A 26,312-nucleotide genomic window follows, 5' to 3' on the forward strand; every position below is an offset into this window, starting at 1 on the left:
CCTCGGCCCGCCACCCGGCATCCATCCGTCCGTCGACCTCGCAGCCCCGGCTCCCGCCTCCTCCTCCCCCTCCCTTCCCAACCCCCTTCCCACCCCGTTCCCACCTCTCCGTGATCGGTCGCGATCGGCGTTTGCGCAGGTCGGAACGGATTGTCAGTGGGGTGGTGCACGGTGGGTGACATCCGATCAGGAACAGCTGGAGGGGGACGGCTTCATGTCCGTGACGTCTGCGGAGTCCACACAGTCCGTGCAGTCCGCGAGCGCCGCGAGTGCCGGGAGCACCGGTGCGTCGGCGGACGGCGGCGCGCAGGCCCTGCGGCCGCACGCCGAGGACGCCTTCGCCGCCGAACTCGCCGCGCTCGCCGCCCAGGACGACCGGCCGCGCCCGGCCCGGTGGCGCCTCTCGCCGTGGGCCGTGGCCACCTATCTGCTCGGCGGCACGCTGCCCGACGGCACGGTGATCACACCGAAGTACGTGGGCCCGCGCCGGATCGTCGAGGTGGCCGTGACCACTCTGGCCACCGACCGCGCCCTGCTGCTGCTCGGCGTCCCGGGCACCGCCAAGACCTGGGTCTCCGAACATCTCGCGGCCGCCGTGAGCGGCGACTCGACCCTGCTCGTGCAGGGCACCGCGGGCACCCCGGAGGAAGCCATCCGTTACGGCTGGAACTACGCGCGCCTGCTCGCGCACGGTCCCAGCCGCGAGGCTCTGGTACCCAGCCCGGTGATGCGGGCGATGGCCGACGGCATGACGGCCCGGGTCGAGGAGCTGACCCGTATCCCGGCCGATGTGCAGGACACGCTCATCACGATCCTGTCCGAGAAGACGCTGCCGATACCGGAGTTGGGCGACGAGGTACAGGCCGTCCGCGGCTTCAACCTCATCGCCACCGCCAACGACCGGGACCGCGGCGTGAACGATCTGTCCAGCGCGCTGCGGCGCCGGTTCAACACGGTCGTCCTGCCGCTTCCGGACAGCCCGGAGGCGGAGGTGGACATCGTGTCCCGGCGCGTGGACCAGATCGGCCGCTCGCTCGATCTGCCCGTCGCCGACGGCGGCATCGAGGAGATCCGCCGGGTCGTCACCGTCTTCCGCGAGCTGCGCGACGGCATCACCGCCGACGGCCGTACGAAGGTGAAGTCCCCGAGCGGCACCCTGTCCACCGCCGAGGCGATCTCGGTGGTCACCAACGGGCTTGCCCTCGCCGCCCACTTCGGCGACGGCGTGCTGCGCCCGAGCGACGTCGCCGCGGGCATTCTCGGTGCCGTCGTCCGTGATCCGGCGGCGGACCGGGTGGTCTGGCAGGAGTACCTGGAGGCGGTCGTGCGCGAGCGCGAGGGCTGGAAGGACTTCTACCGCGCCTGCCGTGAGGTGAGCGCGTGACCCTCGTCGAATCGCCCGCGCCGGAGCGCGCCGTACCGGAGTCGGAGGCCGCGCCCCCTGTGGCATGGCCGCTGCTGCTCGGCGTGCGCCACCACGGCCCGGGTTCCGCCCGTGCCGTACGCGCGGCCCTGACGGAGGCCCGGCCGCGCACCGTACTGATCGAGGGCCCGCCCGAGGCCGACGAGCTGATCCGGCTCGCCGCCGAGGAGGGCATGCGCCCGCCCGTCGCACTCCTCGCCCATGTCGTCGACGAACCCGGCCGGTCCTCCTTCTGGCCGTTCGCCGAATTCTCCCCGGAGTGGGTCGCGATCCGGTGGGCGCTCGACCACGACGTACCGGTCCGCTTCATCGACCTCCCCGCCGCCCACAGCCTGGCCCAACGCGCCCCGGAACAGGACGCCCAGGCACAGGACGCCCCGGTGCCGGAGGCAACGAGGGAAGAAGAGGGGAAGGGAGGGGAGACAGGAGAGTCGGGAGAGACAGGAGAGAGGGAGGAGAGCGGGGAGAACGGGGAGAGCGGGGCGGGGAACGGCGACGAGCCCGGTGAGGAAGTGCGGGTCGATCCGCTGGCCGTGCTCGCCCGTACCGCCGGATACGACGACCCGGAGCGCTGGTGGGAGGACGTCGTCGAGCACCGGGGCGGCGGGCACGAGGGGGCCTTCGCCCCCTTCGAGGCGCTCGGCGAGGCGATGACGGCGCTGCGCGAGACGTACGGCACCGGTGGCCACGACCGGGACGAGGTGCGCGAGGCGTATATGCGGCTCCAACTGCGGGCGGCGCAGAAGGAGTTCGGCCAGGAGGTGGCGGTGGTCTGCGGCGCCTGGCACGTACCGGCGCTGCGGACGCGCACCACACTGACCGCCGACCGTGCCGTCCTCAAGGGGCTGCCCAAGGTCAAGGCCGAGATGACCTGGGTCCCGTGGACGTACCGCAGGCTGTCGCGGGCGACCGGTTACGGCGCGGGCATCGAGTCGCCGGGCTGGTACGGCCACCTCTTCCACTGCGCGGACCGGCCCGTCGAGCGCTGGATGACCAAGGTCGCCGGGCTGCTCAGGGAGGAGGACCGGCTGGTCTCCTCCGCCCATGTCATCGAGGCCGTGCGCCTCGCGGATACGCTCGCCGCGATGCGCGGCCGCCCGCTGGCCGGTCTCGCGGAGACGACGGACGCGATCCGTGCGGTGATGTGCGAGGGCTCCGACGTACCGCTGGACCTGGTGCGCGACCGGCTCGTCGTCGGTGACGTACTGGGGGAGGTGCCCGACTCCGCACCGGCCGTACCGCTGCAACGCGACCTGACCCGTCTGCAGCGGCGGCTGCGGCTCAAGCCGGAGGCACTGGAGCGCGAACTCGACCTCGACCTGCGCTCGGAGAACGACGGCGCCCGCAGCCGTCTGCTGCACCGGCTCCGGCTGCTCGGTATCGGCTGGGGCGAACCCGCGGCCGGCCGCACCGGTACCGGAACCTTCCGTGAGAGCTGGCGGCTGCGCTGGGAGCCGGAGCTCGCGGTGCGGGTCGCGGAGGCGGGCGTGTGGGGCACGACGGTGCTCGGCGCGGCGACCGCGAAGGCGGAGCAGGAGGCGGTCTCGGCCACCGTCCTGGCCGACATCACGGCGCTCGCCGAGCACTGCCTGCTCGCCGAACTCCCGGACGCCCTCCCCGTGGTGATGCGCGCCCTGGCCGACCGCGCCGCGCTCGACGCCGATGTGGGCAGGCTCGCCCAGGCCCTGCCCGCCCTGGTGCGCTCGCTGCGCTACGGCGATGTACGGGGGACGGACACGGCCGCGCTCACCGAAGTGGCGGCGGGGCTGGCCGAGCGCATCTTCGTGGGGCTGCCGCCCGCCTGCGTCGCACTGGACGGCGAGGCCGCCGAGGAGATGCGGCGCCATCTGGACGCGGTGCACTCCGCGGTGGGGCTGCTCGAAGAGGTGCCGCACCCGGGCCACACGTCCTCGCGTGAGCCGACTCCTGGGGCGGGCCCGGCAGTTGAGGCGGCGGAGGGTTCTGGACCATCCCTGTCCGAAGAGGCGGTGGCCGCGCCCTCTGGGATGCGCGTCCGCTGGTGGCGCGTGCTGCGTACGCTCGCCGCCCGGGAGACGGTGGCCGGGGTGCTGCGCGGGCGATGCGCCCGACTCCTCCTGGACGAGGGCGAGTTGACGGCCGAGGAGGCGGCCCGGCTGATGGCGCTCGCGCTGTCCAGGGGCACCCCGCCCGACCAGGCGGCAGCGTGGATCGAGGGGTTCGTGGGCGGCGGCTCGGGCGGCATGCTCCTGGTCCACGACGAGCGGCTCCTCGCTCTGGTCGACCAGTGGCTCACCCAGGTACCCGACGCCGCGTTCAACGATGTGCTCCCACTGTTGCGGCGCACCTTCTCCGCGTACGAGACGGGCGTCCGCAGAACGCTCGGCGAGCTGGTGCGTCGGGGCCCGGCGGGGGCCAACTCCCTTGCCGGGGGCACGGGTTCGGCGCCGTCCGGGTTCGCACCGGAACTCGATCCCGTACGCGCGGACGCCGTACTGCCGGTGCTGTACCTGCTGTTGGGCGATCCACGGGGCGTGAGCGGTGCGGCGGAGGTCTCGGGGTGCGGGACTTGACAGAGCGGGCGGAGACGAACACGAGGGCAGGGGGCGTCGTGACGAAGGCAGCAGGGGGCGCGGTGGCGAAGGAAGCCGGGAGCACGGAGCCGGATGTGCGGGACGCGCCGGACGTGCCGGACGCGCCGGACGTGAACGACGAGGCGTCGGCGGCCGACGAACGGCTGCGGCGGTGGCGGCTGGTGCTCGGTGGGGAGGCGGCGGACGGTACCGGGCGGGCGCTCACCGGTCGGGACGCGGCCATGGACGGGGCACTGTCCGCGCTGTACGGGAGCAAGGACAAGGACGGGCGGGGCAAGGACCGGTCGGCGGGGCTCGGGGCCTCCGCGCCCTCGGTCGCACGCTGGCTCGGGGACATCAGAACGTACTTCCCCTCCTCCGTGGTCCAGGTGATGCAGCGCGACGCGATCGACCGCCTTGGCCTCAACACCCTGTTGCTCGAACCGGAGATGCTGGAGGCGGTCGAGGCGGACGTCCATCTCGTCGGCACCCTGCTCTCGCTGAACAAGGCGATGCCGGAGACCACCAAGGAGACCGCGCGCGCCGTGGTCCGCAAGGTGGTCGAGGACCTGGAGAAGCGGCTGGCCACGCGGACCCGCGCCACCCTGACCGGCGCTCTGGACCGCAGTGCGCGGATCAGCAGGCCGCGCCACCACGACATCGACTGGAACCGCACCATCGCGGCCAACCTCAAGCACTACCTGCCCGAGTACCGCACCATCGTCCCGGAGCGGATGATCGGCTACGGCAGGGCGGCCCAGTCGGTGAAGAAGGACGTGATCCTCTGCATCGACCAGTCGGGCTCGATGGCCTCCTCGGTCGTCTACGCCTCGGTCTTCGGCGCCGTCCTCGCCTCGATGCGGTCGATCGCGACCCGGCTCGTCGTCTTCGACACGGCCGTGGTCGACCTGACCGATCAACTGGACGACCCGGTGGACGTGTTGTTCGGCACCCAGCTCGGGGGCGGTACGGACATCAACCGGGCGCTGGCGTACTGCCAGTCGCAGATCACCCGGCCCGCGGAGACCGTGGTGGTGCTCATCTCGGACCTGTACGAGGGCGGCATACGTGACGAGATGCTGAAGCGGGTGGCGGCGATGAAGGCGGCCGGGGTGCAGTTCGTGGCCCTGCTCGCCCTCTCCGACGAGGGCGCCCCCGCCTACGACCGCGACCACGCCGCGGCACTCGCCGCCCTGGACGCCCCCGCCTTCGCCTGCACCCCCGACCTCTTCCCGGACGTGATGGCCGCGGCGATCGAGAAGCGCCCGCTGCCGGTACCGGACAAGGAGGTGGTGCGGTAGCCAGGGGGAGAGGAGTTCAGGCGGACGCAGGAGGCGCAGGAAGCGCGGGAGGCGCAGGAGGCGGGGGAGATACGGTCGGGCTGGAGCGGGGGCCGGGGGCTACGTCAACACACCGGGGGAGCAGGCCAGTTGGGCAGTGCAGGACATGCGGGGAGCGCGGCGGCGCCGCAGTGCGTCCTCAGCAGCGACGAGGACCCGGACGAGAGCTGGGGCACGGCGCTTCAGGCCAGGGGACTGTTCACGCCGGTGGGGGGCGGGGGACTCCGGACGGTCCAACTGCTGGGCTGCGCGCCGAGTGGCGCTCTGGCGAGGAGCGCCGGTCACCTCGGTGGACGCTGTGCCGAGGCGGGGAACGCGGACTTCGCTCTGCTGGACACGGAGGGCCTCGGCATGGGGTCGTACTTCGTGAACGACGTGACCGTGACCGCGGCCGGACCCTCGCGGTACGGGGACGGCCTGCTGGATCTGACGGTGAGCCTGTGGTGCGCGAGCGCGCTGCCGCGGTCCGGTGAGCTGTGGGACCTGATCCGGCACGGACGGCTGGACCGGCCCGGCATGTGGCGCTCCTTCGGGCCGAAGGGGCGCCTGGCCTGGCTGTCGGTGGCGCTGACCTCCCGTACGTACCGGCACCGTGAGAGCCCGGAGGACGCGCCTCCCGGGCAGGTGTACGTACTGGACGGCACGCAGGTGGTCGACGAGGACAGCTTCTACTGCGCGCTCGGCGAGGCGGTCAACGGACCCGGCGGCTACTTCGGCTGGAATCTGTCCGCCCTGGACGACTGCCTCAGGGGCCGGTGGGGTGCCGCCCCGCCGTTCACGCTGCGGTGGCTCAACTCCGGGGTCGCGAAGTCGCGGTTGCGCGAGCGCATCGACGGTCGCATCGACGCCCGGGACGACGCCCGGGACTCGCAAGGCAAAGCACCCTCCACACTCTTCGACGTTCTTCTGGAGATCTTCGGGGAGCACGGGATCGAGGTCGAGTTGAGGTAGGGGCGTAGGCGGAACGGCCGGGTCCGGAACGGCACTTAGCCGGGCGTGGGGCGGTGAACCAGCGGAGAGCGCGCATTTCACGCATGCCGACGCATCACCGCCACGGGGCTTGCGCAACCCTTCCCGGGGCGTGCGAGGATCACTGCCGGGCAGCCGGAGGGACACGTTCCCTTCTCTGCCGCTCCCGCGCCGCGCGCCGCCGTCGGATGCCGGTCTGCGCTCTCGCAGGCCTGTGCCTTCACCGAGCGTGGCGTACCTCGGAGCCCGGGGTCCTGGCACGCCCGAGTACGCGCCGTCGCACGAAGGACAAGTCCAGCTTGTGAACCTGATACCCGCTCCTCTCGGAGCCGCCGGGCGCGTACTGCGCACGACGGCCGGGGGACGTGTGCTTCAGGTGGTCCTACTCGCCGGTGCCCTCTGGGCCTTCGGCGTGATCTGCGGCGGCGTACAGGCTCAGGCTCAGGAACAGGGGCAGGGGCAGAGTGCGGCCGACGACGCCCACAGTGCCCACGACGCCGAACGGGCCGACGTCCGGCAGACGTTGACGTCCCTCGTCTCCCCGGCCGTGCCCACGGACGACAAGCCAGGCGCGAAGGCTGCCGCTCCGGACAGCGAGCAAGCCGAGCAGGCCGAACAAGTCCAGGAAGAAGCGCAAGAAGCGCGCGACGGGCAGGAAGAGCAAGGCGAGGGCGGGAACGCCGCGAGCGACGGCGCCGGGAACGGCGATGCTGCGGTGCCCGGTGTCCCGGACAACCGGCACCGGGCGGAGCCCGTTTCCGCCGCCACCGCTGACTCCGCTGACTCTGCTCAAGCAGTGGCGAAGGCTTCGGCCACAACCGCGACGGCAACCGCAGCACCGGCACCGGCAGCCAAGCCAACACAGCAGCCAACGCAGAAGCCAGCGCCGCAGCCCGTACAGCAGCCGGTGCAGAAACCCGCACAAGCATCACCACAGGCGCCCGCGCCACTTCCGACCCCGCACGAACTGCTCGACCAGACACTCTCCGCCGCTTCCGAACTGCCCCTCACTCAGGCGTTGTCCCGGGATCCCGGGCTGCCCTTGGAGCAGGCAGTGGACGACCTTCCGGCGGTCCCGGGCCTGCCCGTACTTCCTGGTGGCCTGCCCGACTGGCCCGGCCTGCCCGGTGGTGCGCCGCCGTCCGACGGGAGCGGTCCCGCGGACACCACGTCTCCCGGGGCGCCGCGCCCCGGAGCCGAACCCGAGCAGCGCGACGAGCGCACCGGGGCGGACGGGACGACGTTCCCCACCGTCACGGACTCTCGTGCGGCGGCTGCCGTGGCGCCCGCCGCCCACGCGGCTTCCCGGCCGAACACCCCGGCTCCCGCGTCCGGACCCTTCCGGAGCGGCGGGTTGCCCGGTGGCCCGCTCGTCTCGGCCACCACCGAGGCGGGCTCGGCGCGGCAGGCGGACGCACAGACGGGCTGTGCGTTGTTCTCCGGTGGTGCGACCGCCGCTCTGACGCGGGGCGCGCTCGCTCCGGAGCAGGGCGGGCCCGTTCGCGACCGGCACCGCGACATCCTCGAATTCCCCGGCTAGGGCAGCCCTTCTCCCCGCTCAAGACCTGACGCGCGGGGGCGGGACAGGTCTGCCCGCCGTCCGGAACAGGTTGCCGGGGCAGCGCGGTACGGGTGAGCAGTGCCCCGTACGGCACGTTCGCGTACACACCCACGCACGCGTTCGCGGCCCGTACACGCACCCCCACCCCGTACGTCTGCGACGTACGTACAGACGTACACATGCGCCGCCCCGCAGCCGACTCACCATCCCACCGGACGGATGCCAATGGCCCCGAACGGGCCGCCGAGGGACGCACCCTCGGACATTCCGAAGGATCTGACGACAGCATGCACAAGAACATCCGCCGTTCCATCGTCATCGCCGCGGGCGTGACCGGGGCCTGGGCCCTCGGCTCCGCGGTGGCCAGCGCGGACGAACTGCCCGCGCACTCCCTCTCGTTGCCGGACCGTCCGGTCGACGGCGTCGACGTTCCGGACGCCGGGGCCGCCACCGACGTCGTGGACAACGCCACGAAGGCGACCAAGACCGCCAAGGCCACCGACGCGCTGACGGACACGGCCACGAAGGACACGGGCAAGACGTCCCGCACCGTGGACGAGGTCCGCAAGACGGCCGACTCGGTCAAGGCCGGGGACGCCGGTCAGGCAGTGGGTACGGCCCACTCGACCGTCGGCAAGGTACGCGCCCAGGCCGAGTCCGGCACCGCGCAGGCCGGGGGCGCCCTGGCCGACCTCGGCGCGAACCCCGGCCTCCCGCAGGCCGACGGCACGCTTCCGCAGGTGGACCAGGGCCTGCCGCAGGTGGGCGAGACCCTTCCGCAGGTCGACCAGTACCTTCCGCAGACCGGCCAGCTCCCGCAGGCGGGCGACGCCCTGGCCCAGCTCGGACAGCTCCCTCAGGGCGCCCAACTCCCCGAGGCCCAGCTGCCCCAGACCGGTCAGCTCCCGCAGACCGGTCAGCTCCCCGAGGCCCAACTCCCCGGCGCCCAGCTCCCCGGAACCGGTCAGCTCCCCGGAACCGGCCAACTTCCGCAGGCCCCGGCCCTGGACGGCCTCGACGGCCTCGACGGCCTCGACGGCCTCGGCGGCATCGACGCCCTGAACAGCCTGAACGGCGTGACCGGTCTGGCGCAGTACCAGGCCGAGCAGGTCCGCCAGTACGTGGAGGGGACGCTGCCCGGGTACGACACCGCGCTGCCCGGCACGCCGGGCCTGGACGGCGACCTGGGATCGGTCGCCCCGCAGGTTCAGGGCACGGTCGACTCCCTTGCCCCGCAGGCTCAGAGCACCGTTGAGGGTCTCGCTCCGCAGGCTCAGTACACCCTCGGTGGTCTGGCTCCCCAGGTCGAGGGCGCCGTTGGCGGTGTCGCGCCGCAGGTGCGGTACACGGTCGACTCGGTGGCTCCGCAGGCGCAGGACGCTCTCGGGTCCGTCGGTTCGCTGGGTGCCGTCGACTCGCTCGTGCCTCAGGCGGGCGGGGTCCAGATCCCGGAGAACGGGGTGGGGGCGCTGCCGGTCGACGTGGCGCAGGTGCCGGACGCGGTGCCGTCCGTGGGTGCTCCGCAGGAGTCCGTGGACTACCTGTTCGGGCCGCTGTCGGCGTTCGCGCCGGAGCTCGAACGCGCCCTGAGCCAGGCGCAGTCGGGCGTGCCCGCCGCCCCGGAGGCCGTACGGCTGCCGGGCGCGGTGCAGGGCGGTGTGAGCCAGGCGCAGGCCCGTCTGGACGGTGCCGTGCAGGGTGCGCCCGGGCAGGTCGCGGGTGCCGGGTCCCTGGTGACCCCGGTCGTCGACGAGACCGCCGAGTCCGTACTGCCGCCGGTGGCCGCGACCGCGGTGCAGGGTGTGGTGCCGGTCGCCGGTCAGGCCGTGCAGGACGCGACGGTCCTGGTGGGCGGCGTCACCGACGAGGTGCAGCCCGTCGTGGGCGGCGTGGTCGCCGATGTGCCGCCGCTGGCGCAGAACCTGGTCGCCGGTGATGTGGCGCCGTTCGCCACCGAGCTGGTGAACGGTCAGGTGCGTCCGGTGGTGGAGACGGTGACCGAGCAGGTGGCGCCGCTGGCCACCGGTGTGGGTACCGGTGCGACAACGCTCGCGCAGGGTGTCGGCGAGGACGTCCAGCCGTTCGCGGCGGGCACCGGCGCCGAGGTCAGGCCGCTGGCCGAGGGCCTGACGGGCGGTGTCACCACGGACGGACAGTCCCTCGCGGGCAACGCGGCGAACGGCGTCCAGGACCTCGGCGCCTCGCTCACCCCCGGCTACGTCGCGGGGATCTGAGCCCGCACGAGGGTTCCACCCGCGTGATTCCCCCGCGTGATTCCCCCGCGTGATTCCACCTGGGTGATTCCACCCGTGTGATTCGGTCCGCCCGGCCCCCTCCGCCGGGCGGACCGGATGTCCCTGAGTGGAGCGGACCGGATGTCGCCGAGTGGAGCGGACCGGATGTCGCTGAGAGGAAGCCGGTTGTCGCTGAGCGGCGGGCCCCGGATGCCGCCGGAGTGAGAACGCAAGTACGCCTTGACGCTCCTCAACTGTCAAGGCGTACTTGCCTCCTGGCGCTTCCCGATCTGGACGAACTCATAGCGGAAGTCGACAGGACGTGTCGGGCCGCGCACGTTCCCGACAGCGGCCGGGAACAGCCCGACTGGCTGGCGCTGCTCACCGTCCGGGCCCGGATCTCCGGCCAACTCCAGACTCTCGCCGACGACTTGGTCGAGGACTCCGTCGAGCACTGCCGGATGCACGACCGCACCTGGACCGACATCGGCACCGCGCTCGGCGTGACCCGGCAGGCGGTGCAGCAGCGGTTCCACGCGCCCCACAAGCGGTACCCGGCCGAGCGGTTGACCGAGGAACTGCGTACGGCGATGGCCGAGGTGAAGCGGGCCGTCGTGCAGCACTGGAACAACTACATAGGAACGGAGCACCTGTTGTGGGGGCTGACCGCCGCCGCACAGGACAACGGCGCCACCCGCTGGCTGCGCGACGCGGGTATGGCGCCCGAGGAGGTGCACCGCGCCGTCGCCGCCCGGCTGAGTACGGGGGCCTCGCAGGCCGCCGAACGCATCGCGTGGACGTCGTACTCGCGCAAGGCGATGGCGCTCGCTCAAGAGCGGGCCGAGGGCGAGGGCCGCGAACTCATCGACTGCGCGGACCTGTTGCTCGGCCTGGTCCGGATCGACCGGGGCGTCGCCGCGACCGTACTGACCGAAGCCGGTCTGGCGACGGCACCGACCGAGGACGGTCTCGCGACGGTATCGGCCGACGCCGGCCTCGCGGCCGTACCGGCCGAGGACGTGAGCCAGGACGGTCTCGCCGCCGCGGACCCGGCACAAAGCGATTGACGTGCGGCGAAGCCGAGGGTTTCCTGCTGCGGGTGACCCAGCTTCGCTTCGTACAGGTGGACGCCCAGGCGGACGGCGGAACAGCCGCCGAGGACTGGCGGCACGTCCACAACACGATCATTCCCTCCTCGCCGCTCACCCTCGACGACGTGCGCGAGCGGTCCGGGCGTAACCTTCTGGAGGTCGCGTACCTGGACGGCGTGCTCGTCGGCTGTTCCACGGTGCGCTCGCCCACCGACGAGGACGCGGCCACCGTGATCGCCCGGACCCTGCCCGCGCACCGAGGCCGGGGGATCGGCACGGCGCTCTACGAGCGGGGCCTGGCGCGGGCCCGGGAGCGCGCGGTCGGCGGCCTGGTGGAGACCGTGGTCTGGGAGGCCAACACGGAAGGCCTCCGGTTCGCGCTGTCCCACGGGTTCGAGGAGACGGACCGGTACGTACTGCCCGGCGACGACGTCCCCTGGATCACCCTGGCGCAGACCTTCGCCTGACGAACACGAGGACAGCCACGAGCAGATGAGGCGGAAGAGGCGCCAGGACCTGCCCGGCCCAGGACCTGCCCGGCGGATCTCGCCGAACAGGCCCCAAGTCCCGGACAGGCCCCAAGTCCCGGACAGCCCCAAGTCCCGTACAGCGCTCAGCGCTTGAGCAGGAAGCCGAAGTCGCCGGAGACCTTGCCGCCCAGCCGTACCGCCGAGACGAGCTTGCCCTCCGTGAGCAGCCGCTCGACCTCGGCCCGGGACAGACCGCAGCCTTCGGCGATCAGCCGCACCGGCCGGACCGGAATCCGTGCCGCGAAGTGGACCGAGACGTCGAGTACGGAATCGTCGGTCACCCAGTCGTCGGCTGCGGACTCCCCGTTCAGCTCGCGGTGAAGGTGATCCTGTTCGCCGGTGTCGAGGCGCCAGGCGTCCGCCCAGTCGAGGGCGATGCGATTGCGTCGCCGTACGACCGGATCCTGGAGCAACTCGGCTGCCAGGGCGAGGTCGTTGGCGTGCATCCGCTCGAGGAGCTCAGGTCGTACGGAGCGTACGTTCATCCGCTCCAGGACCGTGAACTTCGCCGTTTCCCCGCAGGAGACGCAGAGCGCGAGGAGCCAGGCGTCGAGCAGCTTGTGGTTGGCGTTGACGCGAAATTTGCCGTTCGCCCGGAAGAACTCGGACGCGCACGCGTGGCAGCGGTGGCGAACGAGAGGCAGGCAGGTGGGCATGACCATCCAGGTCTTGAGCACAGCAGTACACCGGTTCCAGTGAGAAGTCCGCAGCAAAAAGGAGCGCGGCGCACAGGCGCGACGCGCGACAGATCAGCTCTCGGGAGGTCTCACACGGTGTACAACGGCATGTCCTTGCCTGGACGACTTGGGCGGGCAGCACGATAACGGCGCCCAGCGGCACTGCGCCACCGGTTTTAGGAGCGTGCCTGGCCCACAGAAAAGCGCTGTCCCCCTCGCACCGCGCTTGCCAGAATCCCGTCATGTCGATTCGCTATCCCCGCCCCCTCCGCCCCGGCGACCGCGTCGGAGTCACCTCTCCGTCGAGCGGCGTCCCCGACGAACTGCGTGCGCGGCTCGACGTCGCCCTCGGCGATGTGCGGGCGCGCGGCTACGAGGTCGTCGTCGGCTCGTGCATGGACGGTTCGGGGCACGTCAGTGCGCCCGCCGAGGAGCGTGCGGCCGAGCTGATGGAGATGCTGACCGATCCGACCATCCGGGCCGTGATCCCGCCCTGGGGCGGCGAGTTGGCGATCGACCTGATCCCGCTGCTCGACTGGGAACGGCTGGCCGCGGCGGAGCCGACCTGGTTCGTCGGCTACTCCGACGTGTCGACCCTCCTCACCCCGCTGACCCTGCTCACCGGCACGGCGACGCTGCACGGCAACAACCTGATGGACACGCCCTACGAGGTGTCCGAGGGGCTGGTGTCCTGGCTGGATCTCGTCGCGGCGCCGCCGGGGTACCGGTTCACCCAGACCCCGCCCGGCCGTCACCGGACCGTGGGCCACGACGACTTCGCCGCGTTCCCGGAGATCCGTACGTACACGCTCGATTCCACGGGCCCCTGGGTACGGCTCGACGGCAGCGGCGACGTGACGGCCGAGGGACGGCTGATCGGCGGCTGCATCGAGACGCTGGCCGGTCTGGCCGGGACGCGCTGCCTCGACTCCACCGCCTTCGCCGAACGCGAGGCCCCGGAGGGGCTGTTGGTGTACGTGGAGGCGTGCGAGGACAACGCGTTCGTCATCTGCCGCAATCTGCACGGCATGCGGCTCGCCGGGTTCTTCGACCGGGCGAACGCGATCCTGGTCGGCCGCACCGGCGCGCCGGACAGCCGCACCCTCACCCAGCACGAGGCCGTCCTCGACGCGCTCGGCTCCCTGAACGTGCCGATCCTGGCCGACGTCGAGTGCGGCCACGTGGCGCCCTACATGCCGATCGTCAACGGGGCCCGCGGTCGCGTCGTCCACACGGCCGAGGGCCGCGGCGAGCTGACGCAGACGCTGGACTGACCGCCGGGCCGGACACCGGCCCGGCGGGGCCGCGGCCGCCCGCGACCGTCGGCCCTCAGGGGTTGGGCACCTTCAGCAGGTCCCAACTCACCTTCCCCGGAACGCCGTCGGCGTCCTTGCCCTTGAAACCGAGCTTGTGCTGCCAGGCCTGGTACGACTTGCGGTCGGCGTCCGTCCAGTCGTCGCTGGGGCCGTGTTCGTAGCGGCCGCAGCCCTCGGCGTTGAGGCGGTGGCCCATCATGGTGATCAGCGGATGGCTGCGGCCCGCCCGGAAGAAGTCCTTGCCCGGGTAGGGCGCGTACTTGGGCCGGGGCCGCGGGCCCGGACCCGGTTCCCCGCCCTGGCCGGGCCGCTCCTTCGGCGGCTCGGTCGAGGTGTCGCCGTCGCCGCCCGCACCCTCCTGGCCCGCGAGACGGGCCTTGATCCGCCCGCGCATGCCGTCCATGGTGAACCCGCGCGGGTCCACCTTGCCGGGCTGCCACTCCTTGTGGCCGATGACGGAGCGTTCCGTCCAGCCGTGGGCGCGGCAGAGCGCGGCGGAGACCTTCTCGATGGCCTCCAACTGGGCTTTGGGCCAAGGGTCCTTGCCGTCGCCGAGGTTGATCGCCTCGAAGCCGTAGAAGCGGCTGTTGCCGTCGACGGTCGCCTGGTTGTCGGCGGGCAGTCTGCGCTCGTCGACGACGGCGGCGAGGACGTCGGGGTCGCCCGAGCCCGCGTGGTTGGCCCGGCCGTGGCCCACCATGAAGATCTCGCCCTTCTTGGTGATGACCCCGTGGCACAGCGGCCCGGGCAGGCCGGCGTGGCCGTCGTAGCAGAGGTCGACCTGGTTCTCGCTGCCCGCGGTGTGGTGGATCATCACCCCGTGCACCGGTCCCCAGGCGCCCTTCGCGTTCCGGTTGTGGCGGCGCCAGTTGCGCACCTCGTGCACCTTCAGGCCCTCGTCCCTGAGGATCTGCAGGATCTTCGAAGCGCTCAGCGGTTCAGCCATGGTCCTCTCCCCTCTCGCCCCCTCTGTCGGCCGCGTCCTCGGCCTCGGCGGTCGTCTGTGAACGGCTGCTCGCCGGACCCGGGGCGGGCCCGGCCTCCGCCGCGAGCTCCTCGTCGCGGGCCTGTGCCTCCAGGGCGAGTTCGGCCTCGGAGGCGGCGGGCACGGGCTCGCCCAGCGGGGCGAACTGCCTGCGCAGGTCCAGCTGGCTGCCCTCGCCGGTGATCACGGCGAGCGGCGCGTGGTGCGTCGCGATGCCGAGCGGGGCCCGCAGCAGCGGCCTGCGCGCGATGTCCACCGGCCACTGCACCGAACCGGTGGCGGTGCGCGCGGGCACGATCCAGTGGTCGCCGGTGCGGTAGGTGCCGCCATTGGCGAAGTAGACCTCCACGCCGTCCTCCAGGTGCAGCCAGCGGCCCTCCTCGAGTGCGACCGCGCCCTGCTTCAGCTTCGCGCCCGCACCGTCCTTGCTCCTCTTGTACCCATCGCGGTGGTCCCAGCGCCGCAGATACGGGTTCAGCTCGGCGCGGAGGCCGATGCCGCGCTGCGGCTCGTCGGACAGCCGTACCCGGCGGCCGGGCAGGTCGAGCTCCTCCACCCGCAGCAGCGGCAGCGGTTCGAGCCTGCTCGTGTACGCGCTGTCGACGAACTCGACCCGGTCGCCGACATCCAGGTCCAGCTTGTCGTCACCGCCGAGGCTCGCCAACTGCACCCAGGTGCCGTCGAGTTCGTCCACCGGGAAGACGACGCTGCCGTTCTCCCGCGACCATTTGAAGGTGGCCTCCTTGGTGGTGCCGCCGTCGTGGATCTCCACCCGGTAGAGCTGGTTCTCCGGGCCCCGGTAGCGGGAGTCCGGCTTGACCAGGCAGGGGTCCTCGTCGCCGTGGCCGGGGCGCTCGGCGCGGAAGGCGGCCTTCGCCGCGGGGGTCTCCTGCTTCGCGGCCCACTCGCGGAAGGCCTTCGCGACCTGGTCCGCGCTGGGTTCGCCGTCGATGCCGAGCCGGTCCAGGCCGGTGGCGAGCACCTGCCAGACCACCTTCACCCGGGCCGCCGTGTCCGGCATCGCCGAGCCGAGGGCCACCTCCCGCAGCTCCGGGTCCTCGGCCGCGGTCACCAGGCGCTCCCACACCTTCAGATAGACCAGGTACGGGAACCGGGTGGGCAGCCGGTCGCCCGGCACCTCCGGGTCGCGATAGGCGTCGGGCTGGTCCCAGTACGACCAGAGCGCGGGCGCCTTCGGGGCGGCCTTGTCCTCGTCGTCCGCCTCGTCGGGCACCGGCTCGCCGGGCGCCGGACGGGTCGAGTCCAGCTCGATCCCGTCCACGTAGTAGCGGCCGCCGCCGATCTCCAGGCTGTCCAGGTCCCGTTGGCCGTCGAAGTGCACCGCGAAGCCGAGGTTGCCCGCCGGGCCGCCGTGCTGCCCGATCAGTTCCGCGGTCAGGGCCCGGGTACGGGCCAGGTCGATCAGCGTTTGCTCGTTGCTGTCCGCGTCGAGCTGCACCCGGCCCTGCTGGGCCACCACGGCGGAGTAGTGCCGCTCCGGCCGGAAGGTCAGGCGCGAGAGGTCAGCGTGCATGAAGGAAGTCCCCCTGATTCTGCGGGTGGGTGGCGGTGCTCGTGCTCAGGTGCGGGTGGCGGCTCATGTGCCGGTTCATGTGACGAAGAGGATTCCGGCGTCGGTGCCCGCCGGGGTGTACTGGGCGAGCCGGGCCCGCAGGCTGTCCTCGCGCTGTGGCAGATACAGGTCGTGGAAGGCGCCCATCTCCGCGCCGTCCTGGGCCCCGCGCCGGATCTCCTCGGCGCAGGAGTCGGAGAGCCGTCCGTACGAGGGTGTTCCGTAGCGCTCGGAGGCGAACAACGGCCGTACGGTGTCCGCCTGTTCGGGGCCGATCAGGTCGGGCTGGCAGCGATGGCGGCGCGGGGTGCGCGAGCCCGGGGTGACGTAGCTGTAGCGCAGGCAGCCGATCTGGCGGCGGGCCACGTGCAGACGGCCCATGAACAGCGAGTCCTCGGCCAACTGCACGGCGTGCGTGTGCACTTCGCCGATCACGGTGGTGCGCCGGATGTGCAGGACGGCGTGCGCGTGCGCGCAGTCCGGGGCCGAAAGGGCCTCCCGGTGGGGGCTGGTGGCGTCCAGGACGCTGTCGCGCAGATGGATGTGCAGCGGCTCGGTGGAGACCTCGTCGCCGATGACCTCGATGGTGCCGAGGATGCTGTGCTCCACCTGGAGGCAGGCGCTGGTGCGGTCCAGGACGATGCTGGGTTCCTCCGGCTGGTGCGGGTCGCACTCCGGCTCCAGGGACCAGCCGGGCACCAGGGTGCAGTGCCGGATCACCACGGCGGCGACCGGGCCGGTCACATTGATGCCGCGTCCGGTGACGAGCAGTCCGTCGAGCACCAGGCGCGGCTGCTCGCGCGGATCGCAATCGGCTTGTACGCCACGGACGTTGAGGGCGTCGGGCCGGTTGCTGTACCAGTCGAGCAGCCGGATCACCGGCCGGGTGCCCTCGGCGGCGCGCACCTCCAGACGGTCGCCCGGGTCCAGGTCGAAGTCGAGCTGTTCCTGGTAGGCGCCGCTGTGCGTGATCTCGATGATGCCGTCCGGACCGGTACCGCCGGACCTGCGGTCGCGCTGCCAGTCCCGGTAGGCGTCCATGATCCGCTGGTACGGCTGGCGCGGCCCGACCCGGTACACGGCCGCGGCGGTGGGGTCGGTGCGACCGGTGCGTTCGCGCGGGTACTCGCCGCCGCCCATGTCCGCGGCGAAGGCGTAGTGGTAGTCCACCCACACGCCCTGCCGGGGCGCGCTGCGCGAGCCGAAGGCGATCCGCCCCAGCTCGGGGTCGACCGCGACCTGGCCGCGCCTTGCCCGGTAGCGCCACTCGGACAGGTCGGCCACCACGATGTCGGACGGCGGTACGGGCCGGTCCTCGCCGTCACGCCGGATGACGAAGCTCTTGCCGGGCCCGTAGTAGTCGGTGAGCCGGTCGGCGAGCTGCCTGCGAGTGATGTACGCGGGCACATTGTCGAGGGTCGCGATGTGCGTGGCCGAGGGCTCCGGCACCGGCTTGGTCACCAGCGGGCTGTCGTTGCCGAGGATCGAGAAGGTGTAGAGGTTGCGGGCCCGGTCGATGCAGTACGCGGGCGAGGTGCGCAGGGAGTACGGCTTCAGGCGCCATACGAACAGGCCCACCCCGGCCGGGGTCAGCCCGCCGGGCCGGTGCCGGGAGTCCGCGCGCCGTACGTCCACCGACCGGGCGAGAGTGCCGAACGGAGTGAGATGGGGGTACCCCCGGCCGGAGGCTGGGGGAGGGCCCCCCGCCAGGTCGAGTTGGGCGCTGTCGCGCAGGTCGGCGGTGCGGCCCCGGGAGAGCCGTAGGGTATCGGCGGCGAGCGAGCCGGTGCCGTACAGCTTCACCGGTTGTGCGTGGGAGACCAGCCGGGACAGCTCCACGGCCCGTGCGGGCCAGTCGGCGACCCTCTCGGAGAGCTCCTCCAGGAGGGCGAGGGTGCCCTTGCGGCGGCGGCTCGCCACCGTCGCGGCCACGTCGCGGCGCGGTGCCAGCGCCTCGGCGAGCCGGGCCCGCGACTCGCTGGGCCGCCCGTCACCGCCGAGCCCGGCGGCGAGCACCCTCTCGTATCCGGGCAGCGGCTCGTAGCCCACGAGGTCGCCGAGATACGGCAGCACCCAGGGCGCCGCCGTCTCCACGAACCAGTCGTCGTAGCCCTGGTCCACGCCCTCGCGGACCCGGTCGAGCTGTTCGTTCAGCACGGCGAGCAGCGCGCGCAGCGGCTCGCCCTCCTCGGCGTCCCGGAGCCGGTGCCACTGGGGCAGCAGCTCGAAGAGCGCGTCCGGCCTGGCCGTCATCGGGTGACCTCCGAAAGAATCAGCGTGTCGGCGATCCTCGGCGTGAGCAGGGCGAGCTGCGCGGGCCGGATGCCGCGGAAGACGAACAGCGAACGCCCGGGCGCCAGGCGGCGGGTGTCGGTGATGTCGGGGTTCAGACGCAGGAGTTCGGCCAGCGGAAGCCCGTGGGCCGCGGCCACCGAGGACAGCGTCTCGCCGTCCGGGTCGGTCACCGTGTACCGGCGCTCGGCGAACTCGGCGCCCCGGGCGGGTACCACCTCGCGCGGCTCGCCCAAGGAGTCGAGCAGCGCGGCGAGTTCGGCGGCGGTCACCGAGGCGGGGATGCCGGTGAAGGCGTCCACGTCGACGTAGTCGACACCGGGCACGGTGTGCGCGGCGGCGAGTACCTCGGACAGCCGCGCGGGCTGTCCCAGCCCCCGGCCCTGGTAGCCGAGCCGGGCCAACAGCGCCTGCCGCAACCTGGGTTCGACCACCTCCCAGCTGTGGTCCGGCGCCACCTTCACCTTCGCGGCGAGCAGCAGCACGACCAACTCCCGTACGTCGACGCGCACTTGCAGGCGCGGGTCGCCGTACTCGGCGAGCGCGGAGCGCAGCGCGGGCAGCACCCTGCCGTCGCCGTCGAGCGGGACGTCGTCGGTGCCTGCGACGGTCACGTGCAGCAACCGCCGTCGCCCGTCGAAGAGTTCACTCGCCAGGGCCCGGCCGATCCCGGCCCGGGAGCGGGCGAAGTCCTCGTAGTCCCGGGTGGAGACGAGGCGGTCCAGGGCGGACACGGCCAGCGGGACGGTGCGCCGGGTCAGCGCGGGGCCGTCCGCGTCCGCGCCGCCGGTCGCCGGGCGCGGATTGGTGACCGAGGTGACGCCGAGCGGACGGGTGATGGCCTGGGTGATGCGCCCCGCCTTGACGTTGGCGGCGCGGCCGGTGCCGAAGCGGTAGCGGGCGCGGACGTTCTCCTGCCCGGTGGGCAGCCGCGCGCCGTGCACACCGTCGCCGAAGGTGACCGTGGTGCGCCCGTCACCGGTGGACCCGGTGATGTACACCCGCTCGCGCGGCCCGCGCCCGGCCAGGCTGTCGACCTCGTGCCACAGCAGCCCGTCGACCCGGACCTCCAGGGTGGGTACCGCCCCGAGGGGATTCCCCGCCGGGAGCCAGGTCAGCGGGGACTGCCACAGCGCGAAGGTCTGGTTGACCCGGCCCGCGTCGCCGCTGCCGATGGCCTCGTCCCGGCTCTCGCCGTGGGTGGCGGCGACCACGTTGCCGAGGATCTTCACCGTCTCGCGGCGGTAGCGGTGGGCCAGGTCGGCGGTCAGGGTGAGTGTGGTGTGCACATGGTCGCCGGGCAGATTCGGGTCGGCGCCCTGCGCGACGTCCTCGATCACCACGATCTCGGTGGCCCGCACCCCCGAGGTGCCCGGCACGTCGCTGCGCTCGCCGGAGACCACGAGCGTGCGCCCCGGCCGCAACCCCTCGTACAGCTCGGCCAGTTCGATCTCGTTGCCGTGCACGTCCTCGCCGAGCGGCTCGTCCGCGAGCCGCAGCGGGTCGCCGTCCGCGTACACCACGGTGTCCCGGATGTGCGAGAGCAGGACGTCCTGCTCGTCCAACCAGGGCTCGGCGAGCAGGAGTTCGGTGCCGCGCCCGGTGATCCCGTAGTTCGCGTACGTGGCGGTGCGCGCCGCGACCACCTTCGTGGTCACGTTCGCCAGTTTGGGGTCGCCCGGGATGCCGTCGGGGCCCGGCTTGCCCTTGCGCGGCCGCTTGATGGCCACCCAACTGCCGGGCTGAATGCCCTCGTGGACGGAGTCGAGCGGCAGCACCCGCAGATCGGACGGTGCGGCCTTGGTGGCGATGCTGATCTCGACGTTGGCGGGTTCGGTGCCCACCGTGTACCGCACGGTGATGTCGAAGTCCCCGTGCGGGAAGTGCCGTTGGGAATTGGGTTCCAGCCGGTCCTCCCACGGGTCGCCGTTGTGCACGGCCACCTGTACCCGGCCCTCGTCGTCCGGCCGCGAGATGAACAGGGTGCGCTGCGGCAGCCCGCCGCTCAGCCGCGCGGTGACACCGGGCTCCTGCGAGTCGGTGGGGCGGCGGCTGAGCCAGTGCAGATCGCGGTCCTGGGCGGTGCGGGTGCTGAACTCGACGTTGCCGGGCCCGAGTTCGAAGCTGCCCTGTTCCGGCAGATTGGCCGAGTGCTGCTCCGATTCATTGCCCTCGGCCCACTGGAACTGTGCCTTCCGCGGAATCTTCCCGGCCGGGTCGTACACCACCCGCATGGTGGTCAGCGTGGCGCCCGTCGTCGGCCAGTCGGCGTTGCGGATCACCCGGCCCCGGTCGTCCTGCACCGGCTTGAGCGGCGCGGTCGCCCCGAACGGCGCGGCCCGTACCCGCATCACCTGCAGTTCGCGCAGCGCCTCGGGCGGGCCCGGCACGGCCGCCCGCCGCCAGGCCGGGTGGAGCCCGCCCGCCAGGCGCGGGTCGAGCACCGAGAGCAGCCGCGCGGCCAGGTCGGAGCCCGGCCGGGCGGACGCGGCCGGATGCCGGGCCGGGGCGTCGCTGCCGCGCAGCGCGGGCAGCACCTCGGCGAGCGCGCGCAGCGCGGTGGCGTTGCGGTCCGCCGCCGACACCGGCCGCGTCCGCAGCTTCGGATCGGCGGGCACCGGCGCGGGCTCGTCCGGCTCACCGCCTCCCTCCGGCGGCTCAGGCCGGGACGGGGCCAACAGCCCCGCCCGGTCGCCGAGTTCGGCCAGCACGGCCTCCAGCTCCTCGAACCACGCCGCCACGTCCTCGTAGGCCCGGGCGAGGACCTGCGCCTCGCCGAGCCGCGCCAACGGGTCGACGAGCCGGGCCTGGAAGGACTCCGGCGTACGGACGGTCGGCAGATCCGCGCGCAGCGACTTCAGTACGTGCTCGTCGAAGTCCTCGATGATCCGGCTCACCGGACGCGGGTTGGGCACACCCTCGGTGGGCGGCTCCTCGCCGGGGGCGCCGGGCTGTTCCGGCTTGGCGATCCAGCGGCCCGCCTCGGTGATCAGCTCGGAGAGCTCCGGCAGCGGCTGGCCCTCCACGGCGAGCGCGGTGACGTCCTCCTCGCGGTCGATCCGTACCCGGGCAAGGGGCAGCACCCCACGTGTGGCGCCCGCCTGCTCGCCGAAGACGAACAGCAGCTGGTCGCCTGTGCTCAGCGCGTTGTCGATGCCCTCCACGAAGATCTCGGAGCGCTTCTGGGCCAGCCGCGGGGTGAGCAACATCGGCCGGTGGCGGCGCACTTGGAGCTCGTTCCAGTCCCAGCGGGCGGTCAGGTCCTCGCTGGTCTCGAAGGTCTGGGTGTCCTCCTCGGAGGAGGCCGGAACGCTGTGGCTGCGCGCCCCGCGCGGGATCACCACCGGCAGGTCCTCGGCCCGCGGGTCGCGGTCGAGGGTGTACGCGAGGTAGGTGCCCGCCGCCACGCCGGGCCGCGGGCGGTGCCCGACCAGACGGCCGAGCAGCACCAGCGAACGGTGGTCGTTGGCCGTCCGCAGATAGCCCTCGTCGGCGATCCGCTCCGAGTGGAAGGTGAGCAGGTCACCGAGGACGGCGGTGGCGTCGAGCAGCCCGAGCGCCGGGTCGTCGGGGGTGCGTACGGTCAGGTTCCGCAGCGCCGGATGGGCGGGCGAGGCGAGGCGGTCGCGCAGCGCGGCGAGGAAGTCGCCGTACTCGCCGACCCGGTAGTCCAGGGCGGTGCGCCCCGGGGGATTGTGCACCGGAGCGGGCGCCAGCCTCTCGTCGTGGCCGCCGCAGCCGCAACCGCAGCTGCCGTCGGTGGCGTTCATCGGACACCTCCCGGGGTGCCGGTACCGGTAAGCGTGATCTCCAGACGGCCGTTCTCGGGCCGGTCCGGATCGCTGTCGCAGGTGGCGATCTCCAGCGGGCCGAGCCGCAGCACGCCGTCCTCCCTCTCTCCTCGGTCCTCGTGGAACAGCCTTCGCAGCCGCGTCACCCGGACGCTCACCACACCCGGCACCGCCGCCGCCACGGCGACCAGACGGCTCAGCCGCACCGGCTCGCCGAAGCTCAGCGCGTCCGGGTGGAAGAAGCCGAGCCGTCCGCCCGGCAGCCGTCCGCTGCCGAGTACCCGGTGCAGCTCGGCGAGGATCTGCCCGTGCTGGTGGCCCGGCGCGGCGCAGACGCGGAGCGCGATGTCGAGCGGCACCAGTCGGGCCGGTCCCAAGACCAGGTCGTGGCCGATCCTGCGGTACGCCTGAAGGGCCTGGCCGACCGCGTCGAGCAGCGCGGGCGCGGGCTCGCCGCCGCCGAAGCGCGCGGTGGCGGGCGCGAGCGGATCCACCGCGATGTGGACCTCCTGCACACTGCCCGTCCAGCGGATGTCCGCCGCCGCACGCTGCACACCGGGCAGCGCCGAGGCCAGCTCGGCGTAGTCGGCGGCGGTGATGGCGCGCACCTTGCTGCGCCTGAGGTCCAGCGGCGCCAACTGCCTTACCTGGTCCACTGGTTCGGGCGCCGTGCCGCCGGTCGCGGCCAGCGGATTGCGCACCCCCGCGACGGGCGGTGCCTCGGTGACCTCCGGGTCCCGCAGCAGGACCAGATGGTTGATGGCCTCGGCGCCCACATTGCCCGCGGTGCCGCCGCCGAGCCGGTAGTGCAGGGCGAGCCGGGTGCCCGGAGTGGGCCGGGCGCCGTGGTGCCCGTCGCCGAAGCGCAGCGCGATCCGCCCGTCGTCCTCCAGCTCGCCGACGAAGTGCCGGTCCCGGCGCCCGCTGTCCAGAAGATCGCGACGCGGCAGCCACTCGGCGCCCGCCCCGTCCTCGTCGCAGGCCCCGGGGTCGTCCTCCCTCACACTTACCGCGGGCAGCGCCGCCCGCGGATCCTGCGCGAGCGCCGCACTCGCGGGCCCGCGCAGCTCCGTCTCCTGCGGATGCAGACCCACCGCGTACGCCGGTCCCCAGCTGTGCGCGATCTCCCACGGCAGATGCCCGTCGAGCACCGTCCCGGCCCGCGCCCGCGCCGTGAGCACCTCGATCCTGCGCCGCTTGGCGGCCAGCAACTCGTCGCTGCGGTGCAGGAGTTCACGCAGCGCGCGGACCGGATGACGGCGCAGCTCGTAGCGTTCGATCACCTTGATCCCGAACAGCACGGTCAGCTCGGCGATCTCCGCCTCGTCGAGACCGTCCCGGTCGCGGGCACTGCGCCACAGCTCCACCAGCCGCCCCTCGGCCCGGCCGGGTATCGCCGCGAGGCGCTCCGCCTGCCCCGCCGCGACCCGCTCCGGCAGCGGGAACGGCACCGCCTGGGTGACGGGGGAGCGCTGGAGCACCGGCCGGAACCGGGGCACGATCCCCGGGTAGACGGACTGCGCGAGCAGCGTGCGCAGCGCCCCGGCCTGCGCGTACGCCGTCCCGGGTACGACCCTCTCCTGCCGCTGCCCGGCCAGTTCGAGACCGAGCCCGGCCCGCACCGACTGGGCCTCGCCGACCTCTGTGAACAGCTCGCGGATGTCCTCGGGTGTCAGCAGACGGCCGCTGTCGGCCTTCTCCGTAAGGGAGTTGATCAGCCGAGCGGGCGCATTGCCCTCCTCGCGGTCGGGGCAGCCGAAGTCCGGCGGGCCACAACTGGCCACCACCGCCGGATCCGGCGGCACGGTCACCCACTCGGGCAGATCCTCCGGGCCGAAGGTCAGCGAACGCCCGTGGTCCACCAGGGCGACATTGCCGCGCGCCACACTCACGTCCGCGACCGGCGAGCAGTCGGTGCCGCCCAGCGTCGCCAGGCAGAGGGGGAACGCGAGGGCGTCCTCGGCGGCCCACGTGACCTCCAGGACCGGCTGGTTCTCCACGGAGTCCACGGCCGGGGTGACCGAGGTCAGCCGTACGGCCTGCCGGTGCGCGGGGTCCGCGTCCCCCGGTGTCCCACTGCGCGGCCCCTTGACCTCCTCCAGGACGAGGAGGTCACCTGCCCGCAGGCTCAACTGCCGCCCCTCGCAGGCCTCGTCGGCCCACTCGTCGCGCAGCGTCGCCGAGGTCGCGCCCTTCGGCAGCGCGCACACCTCGCCGCCCCAGGTCCACAGCCGGATCGCGTTGTGCACCTCCCGCAGCACCAACGGCTCCCCGGCCGCGACCGGTTCAAAGACCTCCACGTTCCCGTACTCGTCGAGCACGGCCAGGTCCCGGTCCTCGATCACGGTGCCCGGCTGCGGCCGGTCGTGCGGGTCCAGGGTGCGTACGTCCACCGCCGCGAACCGGTAGGTGCCCGGCAGCAGCATGCACTCGCCCGCCGTCTCCACACTCACGAAGGCGCGGGCGTTGCAGCCGTCGTGCATCGCGTAGTCGATCAGCCGGACATGACGCCGTACGGAGACCCTGCGGCGCGCGGTGTCCAGATACGCCTCGGTCGCCACCGCGTCCTGCTGGTAGCTGATCCGGTCACCGGTGTACGCCAGCAACTCCACGAGTGTCGTACCGAGATCGGCGGGATTGCGCTCGACCCAGTCCGGGGTCGTCAGCGTGAGACGATCCAGGAGCAGACGGCGAATGGTCTCGTAATCACGTGCCGTGTAGTCGACAACGGGCGTGGCGGGGAACTGGTCCTGAGGGCTGCCGCTGTCGTCCACGCAGTCGAAGGGCGAGGGACAGTCGGGCCGGAACACGAACTCGGCGGTGAAATAACGCTGTTCGAAGCCGGGATAAGGAGTGCTGCCGGGCCGCCCGTACGGATCCTCCTCCACGACGGAGAGGCGGTAACGGGAGGAATCCCCGGCCTTGTCGAGCGTGACGTAGAGCCGGTCGTCCAGCTCCGGGTCCTCTTCGCGCTCGACGGCGACCTCCACCGCCTCGATGCCGGTGATCCGGCGGCCGCCGTCGATCCGTATGTTCGCCGGGCACAGCCCGTGCGGCGCCTTCCCCAGGAAGGTGACGGTCAGCGTCAGCCCGTCGTCGCTCACCTCGACCGTGTCGATGCCGTTCAGCTCGGCGGCCCTGACCCGCCCGCGCCGTCGTGTGTCGTCCCGGCAGACCAACTCGCCGCCCGGGACGGCCGGACCCTCGGCGGTGTTCGTACGCGTCTCGCTGCTCATACGGCGGCCCTCCCCTCGAAGACCTCGTCCCTGCTGGTGCCGGTGGCACGGACCACGTACCGCAGAAAGACCCGCACCGTGTTGTCCTCGCTGACCACGTCCAGCGCCTCCACCTCGATCAACTCGCCCAGCCAGCGCTGCAGAGCGGCCTGCACGGACAGTTCGAGCGCCGAGGCCAGCTCCGGACTGTTCGGCGTGAAGACCAGATCGAGCAGCCCGCAGCCGAAGTCGGGGCGCATCACGCGCTCGCCCGGCGAGGTGAACAGCAACTGCTCCACCAGATCGCGCACATGCTCCTCGTGAGCGGCATGCGCACTGCGCCCGCGCCGGTCGATCCGGTACGGGAACGCGATGTCGGTACGTATCTGAGCGCGGGCCCTCATCCCACTTCCACCCCTCGTCGGTCGGGCGCCACCACGGGCGGGCCCTGCGGCACAAGTCCTGCGGTGAAGCACTGCGCGGCACTCGTGTCGAGCAGCACCGGCACCCCGTCGATCCGCACCACGTCCTCGTCCGGCGTCCAGTGGACGCTGGTGCACGGGGACGGGACCCCGCGCACGGTGTGGGGGCAGCCGACGACCGTATGGGCGGGCCCGGCGGTCGAGACGGGCACGCCGTCGAGCAGTACGGCATCGGACCCCGGCACGGAGACGGCGCTCGCGCGCCCTCCGTGCGGGCAGCTGATCACGGCACCGGCGCCGACCAGATGGCCGGCGGCGCCCCTGCCGTTGGTCCGGGACAC

General features: G+C 72.7%; 18 protein-coding genes. 9 read left to right on the top strand and 9 right to left on the bottom strand.

The genetic code is table 11. The features are described 5' to 3' along the window. Positions 1-214 precede the first annotated feature (214 nt). From HUT18_RS22295 to HUT18_RS22310, 4 genes are all read left to right on the top strand, one after another. Positions 215-1,384, top strand: coding sequence for an AAA family ATPase (locus HUT18_RS22295; protein WP_176104725.1), 1,170 nt, complete (start codon positions 215-217; stop codon positions 1,382-1,384). Positions 1,385-1,443: 59 nt separating this feature from the next. Continuing rightward, entirely contained in the window at positions 1,444-3,975 is a 2,532-nt protein-coding gene (locus HUT18_RS22300; RefSeq protein WP_254879069.1) for a DUF5682 family protein, read from the top strand. 113 nt (positions 3,976-4,088) lie between these two features. Beyond that, positions 4,089-5,276 (top strand): VWA domain-containing protein, encoded by a 1,188-nt coding sequence (locus tag HUT18_RS22305; RefSeq protein WP_254879070.1) that lies wholly within the window; start codon positions 4,089-4,091, stop codon positions 5,274-5,276. Between the two features lie 129 nt (positions 5,277-5,405). Further along, positions 5,406-6,266 (top strand): barstar family protein, encoded by an 861-nt coding sequence (locus tag HUT18_RS22310; RefSeq protein ID WP_176102339.1) that lies wholly within the window; start codon positions 5,406-5,408, stop codon positions 6,264-6,266. 400 nt (positions 6,267-6,666) lie between these two features. Here the strand turns inward: HUT18_RS22310 and HUT18_RS22315 are convergent, their stop codons facing one another. Continuing rightward, positions 6,667-7,077: a hypothetical protein gene (locus HUT18_RS22315; protein ID WP_176102340.1), complete on the bottom strand. Its 411-nt coding sequence runs from the start codon at positions 7,075-7,077 to the stop codon at positions 6,667-6,669. Positions 7,078-7,338: 261 nt separating this feature from the next. On the opposite strand from HUT18_RS22315, the gene HUT18_RS22320 reads away from it, so the two are divergent. From HUT18_RS22320 to HUT18_RS22335, 4 genes are all read left to right on the top strand, one after another. Further along, positions 7,339-7,824, top strand: coding sequence for a hypothetical protein (locus tag HUT18_RS22320; RefSeq protein ID WP_176102341.1), 486 nt, complete (start codon positions 7,339-7,341; stop codon positions 7,822-7,824). A 308-nt stretch (positions 7,825-8,132) separates the two neighbouring features. Next, on the top strand, positions 8,133-10,079 hold the full coding sequence (locus HUT18_RS22325) for a hypothetical protein (protein ID WP_176102342.1): 1,947 nt from the start codon (positions 8,133-8,135) through the stop codon (positions 10,077-10,079). 221 nt (positions 10,080-10,300) lie between these two features. Then, a complete protein-coding gene (locus HUT18_RS22330) occupies positions 10,301-11,146 on the top strand; it encodes a Clp protease N-terminal domain-containing protein (RefSeq protein WP_254878751.1) in 846 nt (281 codons plus the stop codon). A gap of 32 nt (positions 11,147-11,178) precedes the next feature. After that, positions 11,179-11,637, top strand: coding sequence for a GNAT family N-acetyltransferase (locus tag HUT18_RS22335; RefSeq protein WP_176102343.1), 459 nt, complete (start codon positions 11,179-11,181; stop codon positions 11,635-11,637). 146 nt (positions 11,638-11,783) lie between these two features. Here the strand turns inward: HUT18_RS22335 and HUT18_RS22340 are convergent, their stop codons facing one another. After that, positions 11,784-12,377: a DUF1062 domain-containing protein gene (locus HUT18_RS22340; protein WP_176102344.1), complete on the bottom strand. Its 594-nt coding sequence runs from the start codon at positions 12,375-12,377 to the stop codon at positions 11,784-11,786. Between the two features lie 242 nt (positions 12,378-12,619). On the opposite strand from HUT18_RS22340, the gene HUT18_RS22345 reads away from it, so the two are divergent. Then, entirely contained in the window at positions 12,620-13,651 is a 1,032-nt protein-coding gene (locus tag HUT18_RS22345) for a S66 peptidase family protein (RefSeq protein ID WP_176102345.1), read from the top strand. Between the two features lie 55 nt (positions 13,652-13,706). Here HUT18_RS22345 and HUT18_RS22350 read toward each other — a convergent pair whose 3' ends face one another. The 7 genes from HUT18_RS22350 to HUT18_RS22380 all read right to left on the bottom strand — a co-directional run bounded on the left by HUT18_RS22350 (position 13,707) and on the right by HUT18_RS22380 (position 26,312). Then, positions 13,707-14,639, bottom strand: coding sequence for a peptidoglycan-binding protein (locus HUT18_RS22350; protein ID WP_176102346.1), 933 nt, complete (start codon positions 14,637-14,639; stop codon positions 13,707-13,709). Further along, entirely contained in the window at positions 14,632-16,212 is a 1,581-nt protein-coding gene (locus tag HUT18_RS22355; protein WP_176102347.1) for a DUF6519 domain-containing protein, read from the bottom strand. Before HUT18_RS22355 ends, HUT18_RS22350 begins: the two co-directional genes overlap by 8 nt. Positions 16,213-16,287: 75 nt before the next feature. Further along, on the bottom strand, positions 16,288-18,504 hold the full coding sequence (locus HUT18_RS22360) for a hypothetical protein (RefSeq protein WP_176102348.1): 2,217 nt from the start codon (positions 18,502-18,504) through the stop codon (positions 16,288-16,290). Beyond that, a complete protein-coding gene (locus HUT18_RS22365; RefSeq protein ID WP_176102349.1) occupies positions 18,501-22,313 on the bottom strand; it encodes a putative baseplate assembly protein in 3,813 nt (1,270 codons plus the stop codon). Before HUT18_RS22365 ends, HUT18_RS22360 begins: the two co-directional genes overlap by 4 nt. Continuing rightward, positions 22,310-25,570, bottom strand: coding sequence for a putative baseplate assembly protein (locus tag HUT18_RS22370; protein WP_176102350.1), 3,261 nt, complete (start codon positions 25,568-25,570; stop codon positions 22,310-22,312). Before HUT18_RS22370 ends, HUT18_RS22365 begins: the two co-directional genes overlap by 4 nt. After that, on the bottom strand, positions 25,567-25,953 hold the full coding sequence (locus HUT18_RS22375; RefSeq protein WP_176102351.1) for a GPW/gp25 family protein: 387 nt from the start codon (positions 25,951-25,953) through the stop codon (positions 25,567-25,569). The genes HUT18_RS22370 and HUT18_RS22375 overlap by 4 nt, the downstream gene beginning before the upstream one ends. Beyond that, positions 25,950-26,312 (bottom strand): hypothetical protein, encoded by a 363-nt coding sequence (locus tag HUT18_RS22380; RefSeq protein WP_176102352.1) that lies wholly within the window; start codon positions 26,310-26,312, stop codon positions 25,950-25,952. Before HUT18_RS22380 ends, HUT18_RS22375 begins: the two co-directional genes overlap by 4 nt.

Origin of the sequence: Streptomyces sp. NA04227 (assembly GCF_013364195.1) — a bacterium.
In the GTDB taxonomy this organism is placed as follows: Bacteria; Actinomycetota; Actinomycetes; order Streptomycetales; family Streptomycetaceae; genus Streptomyces.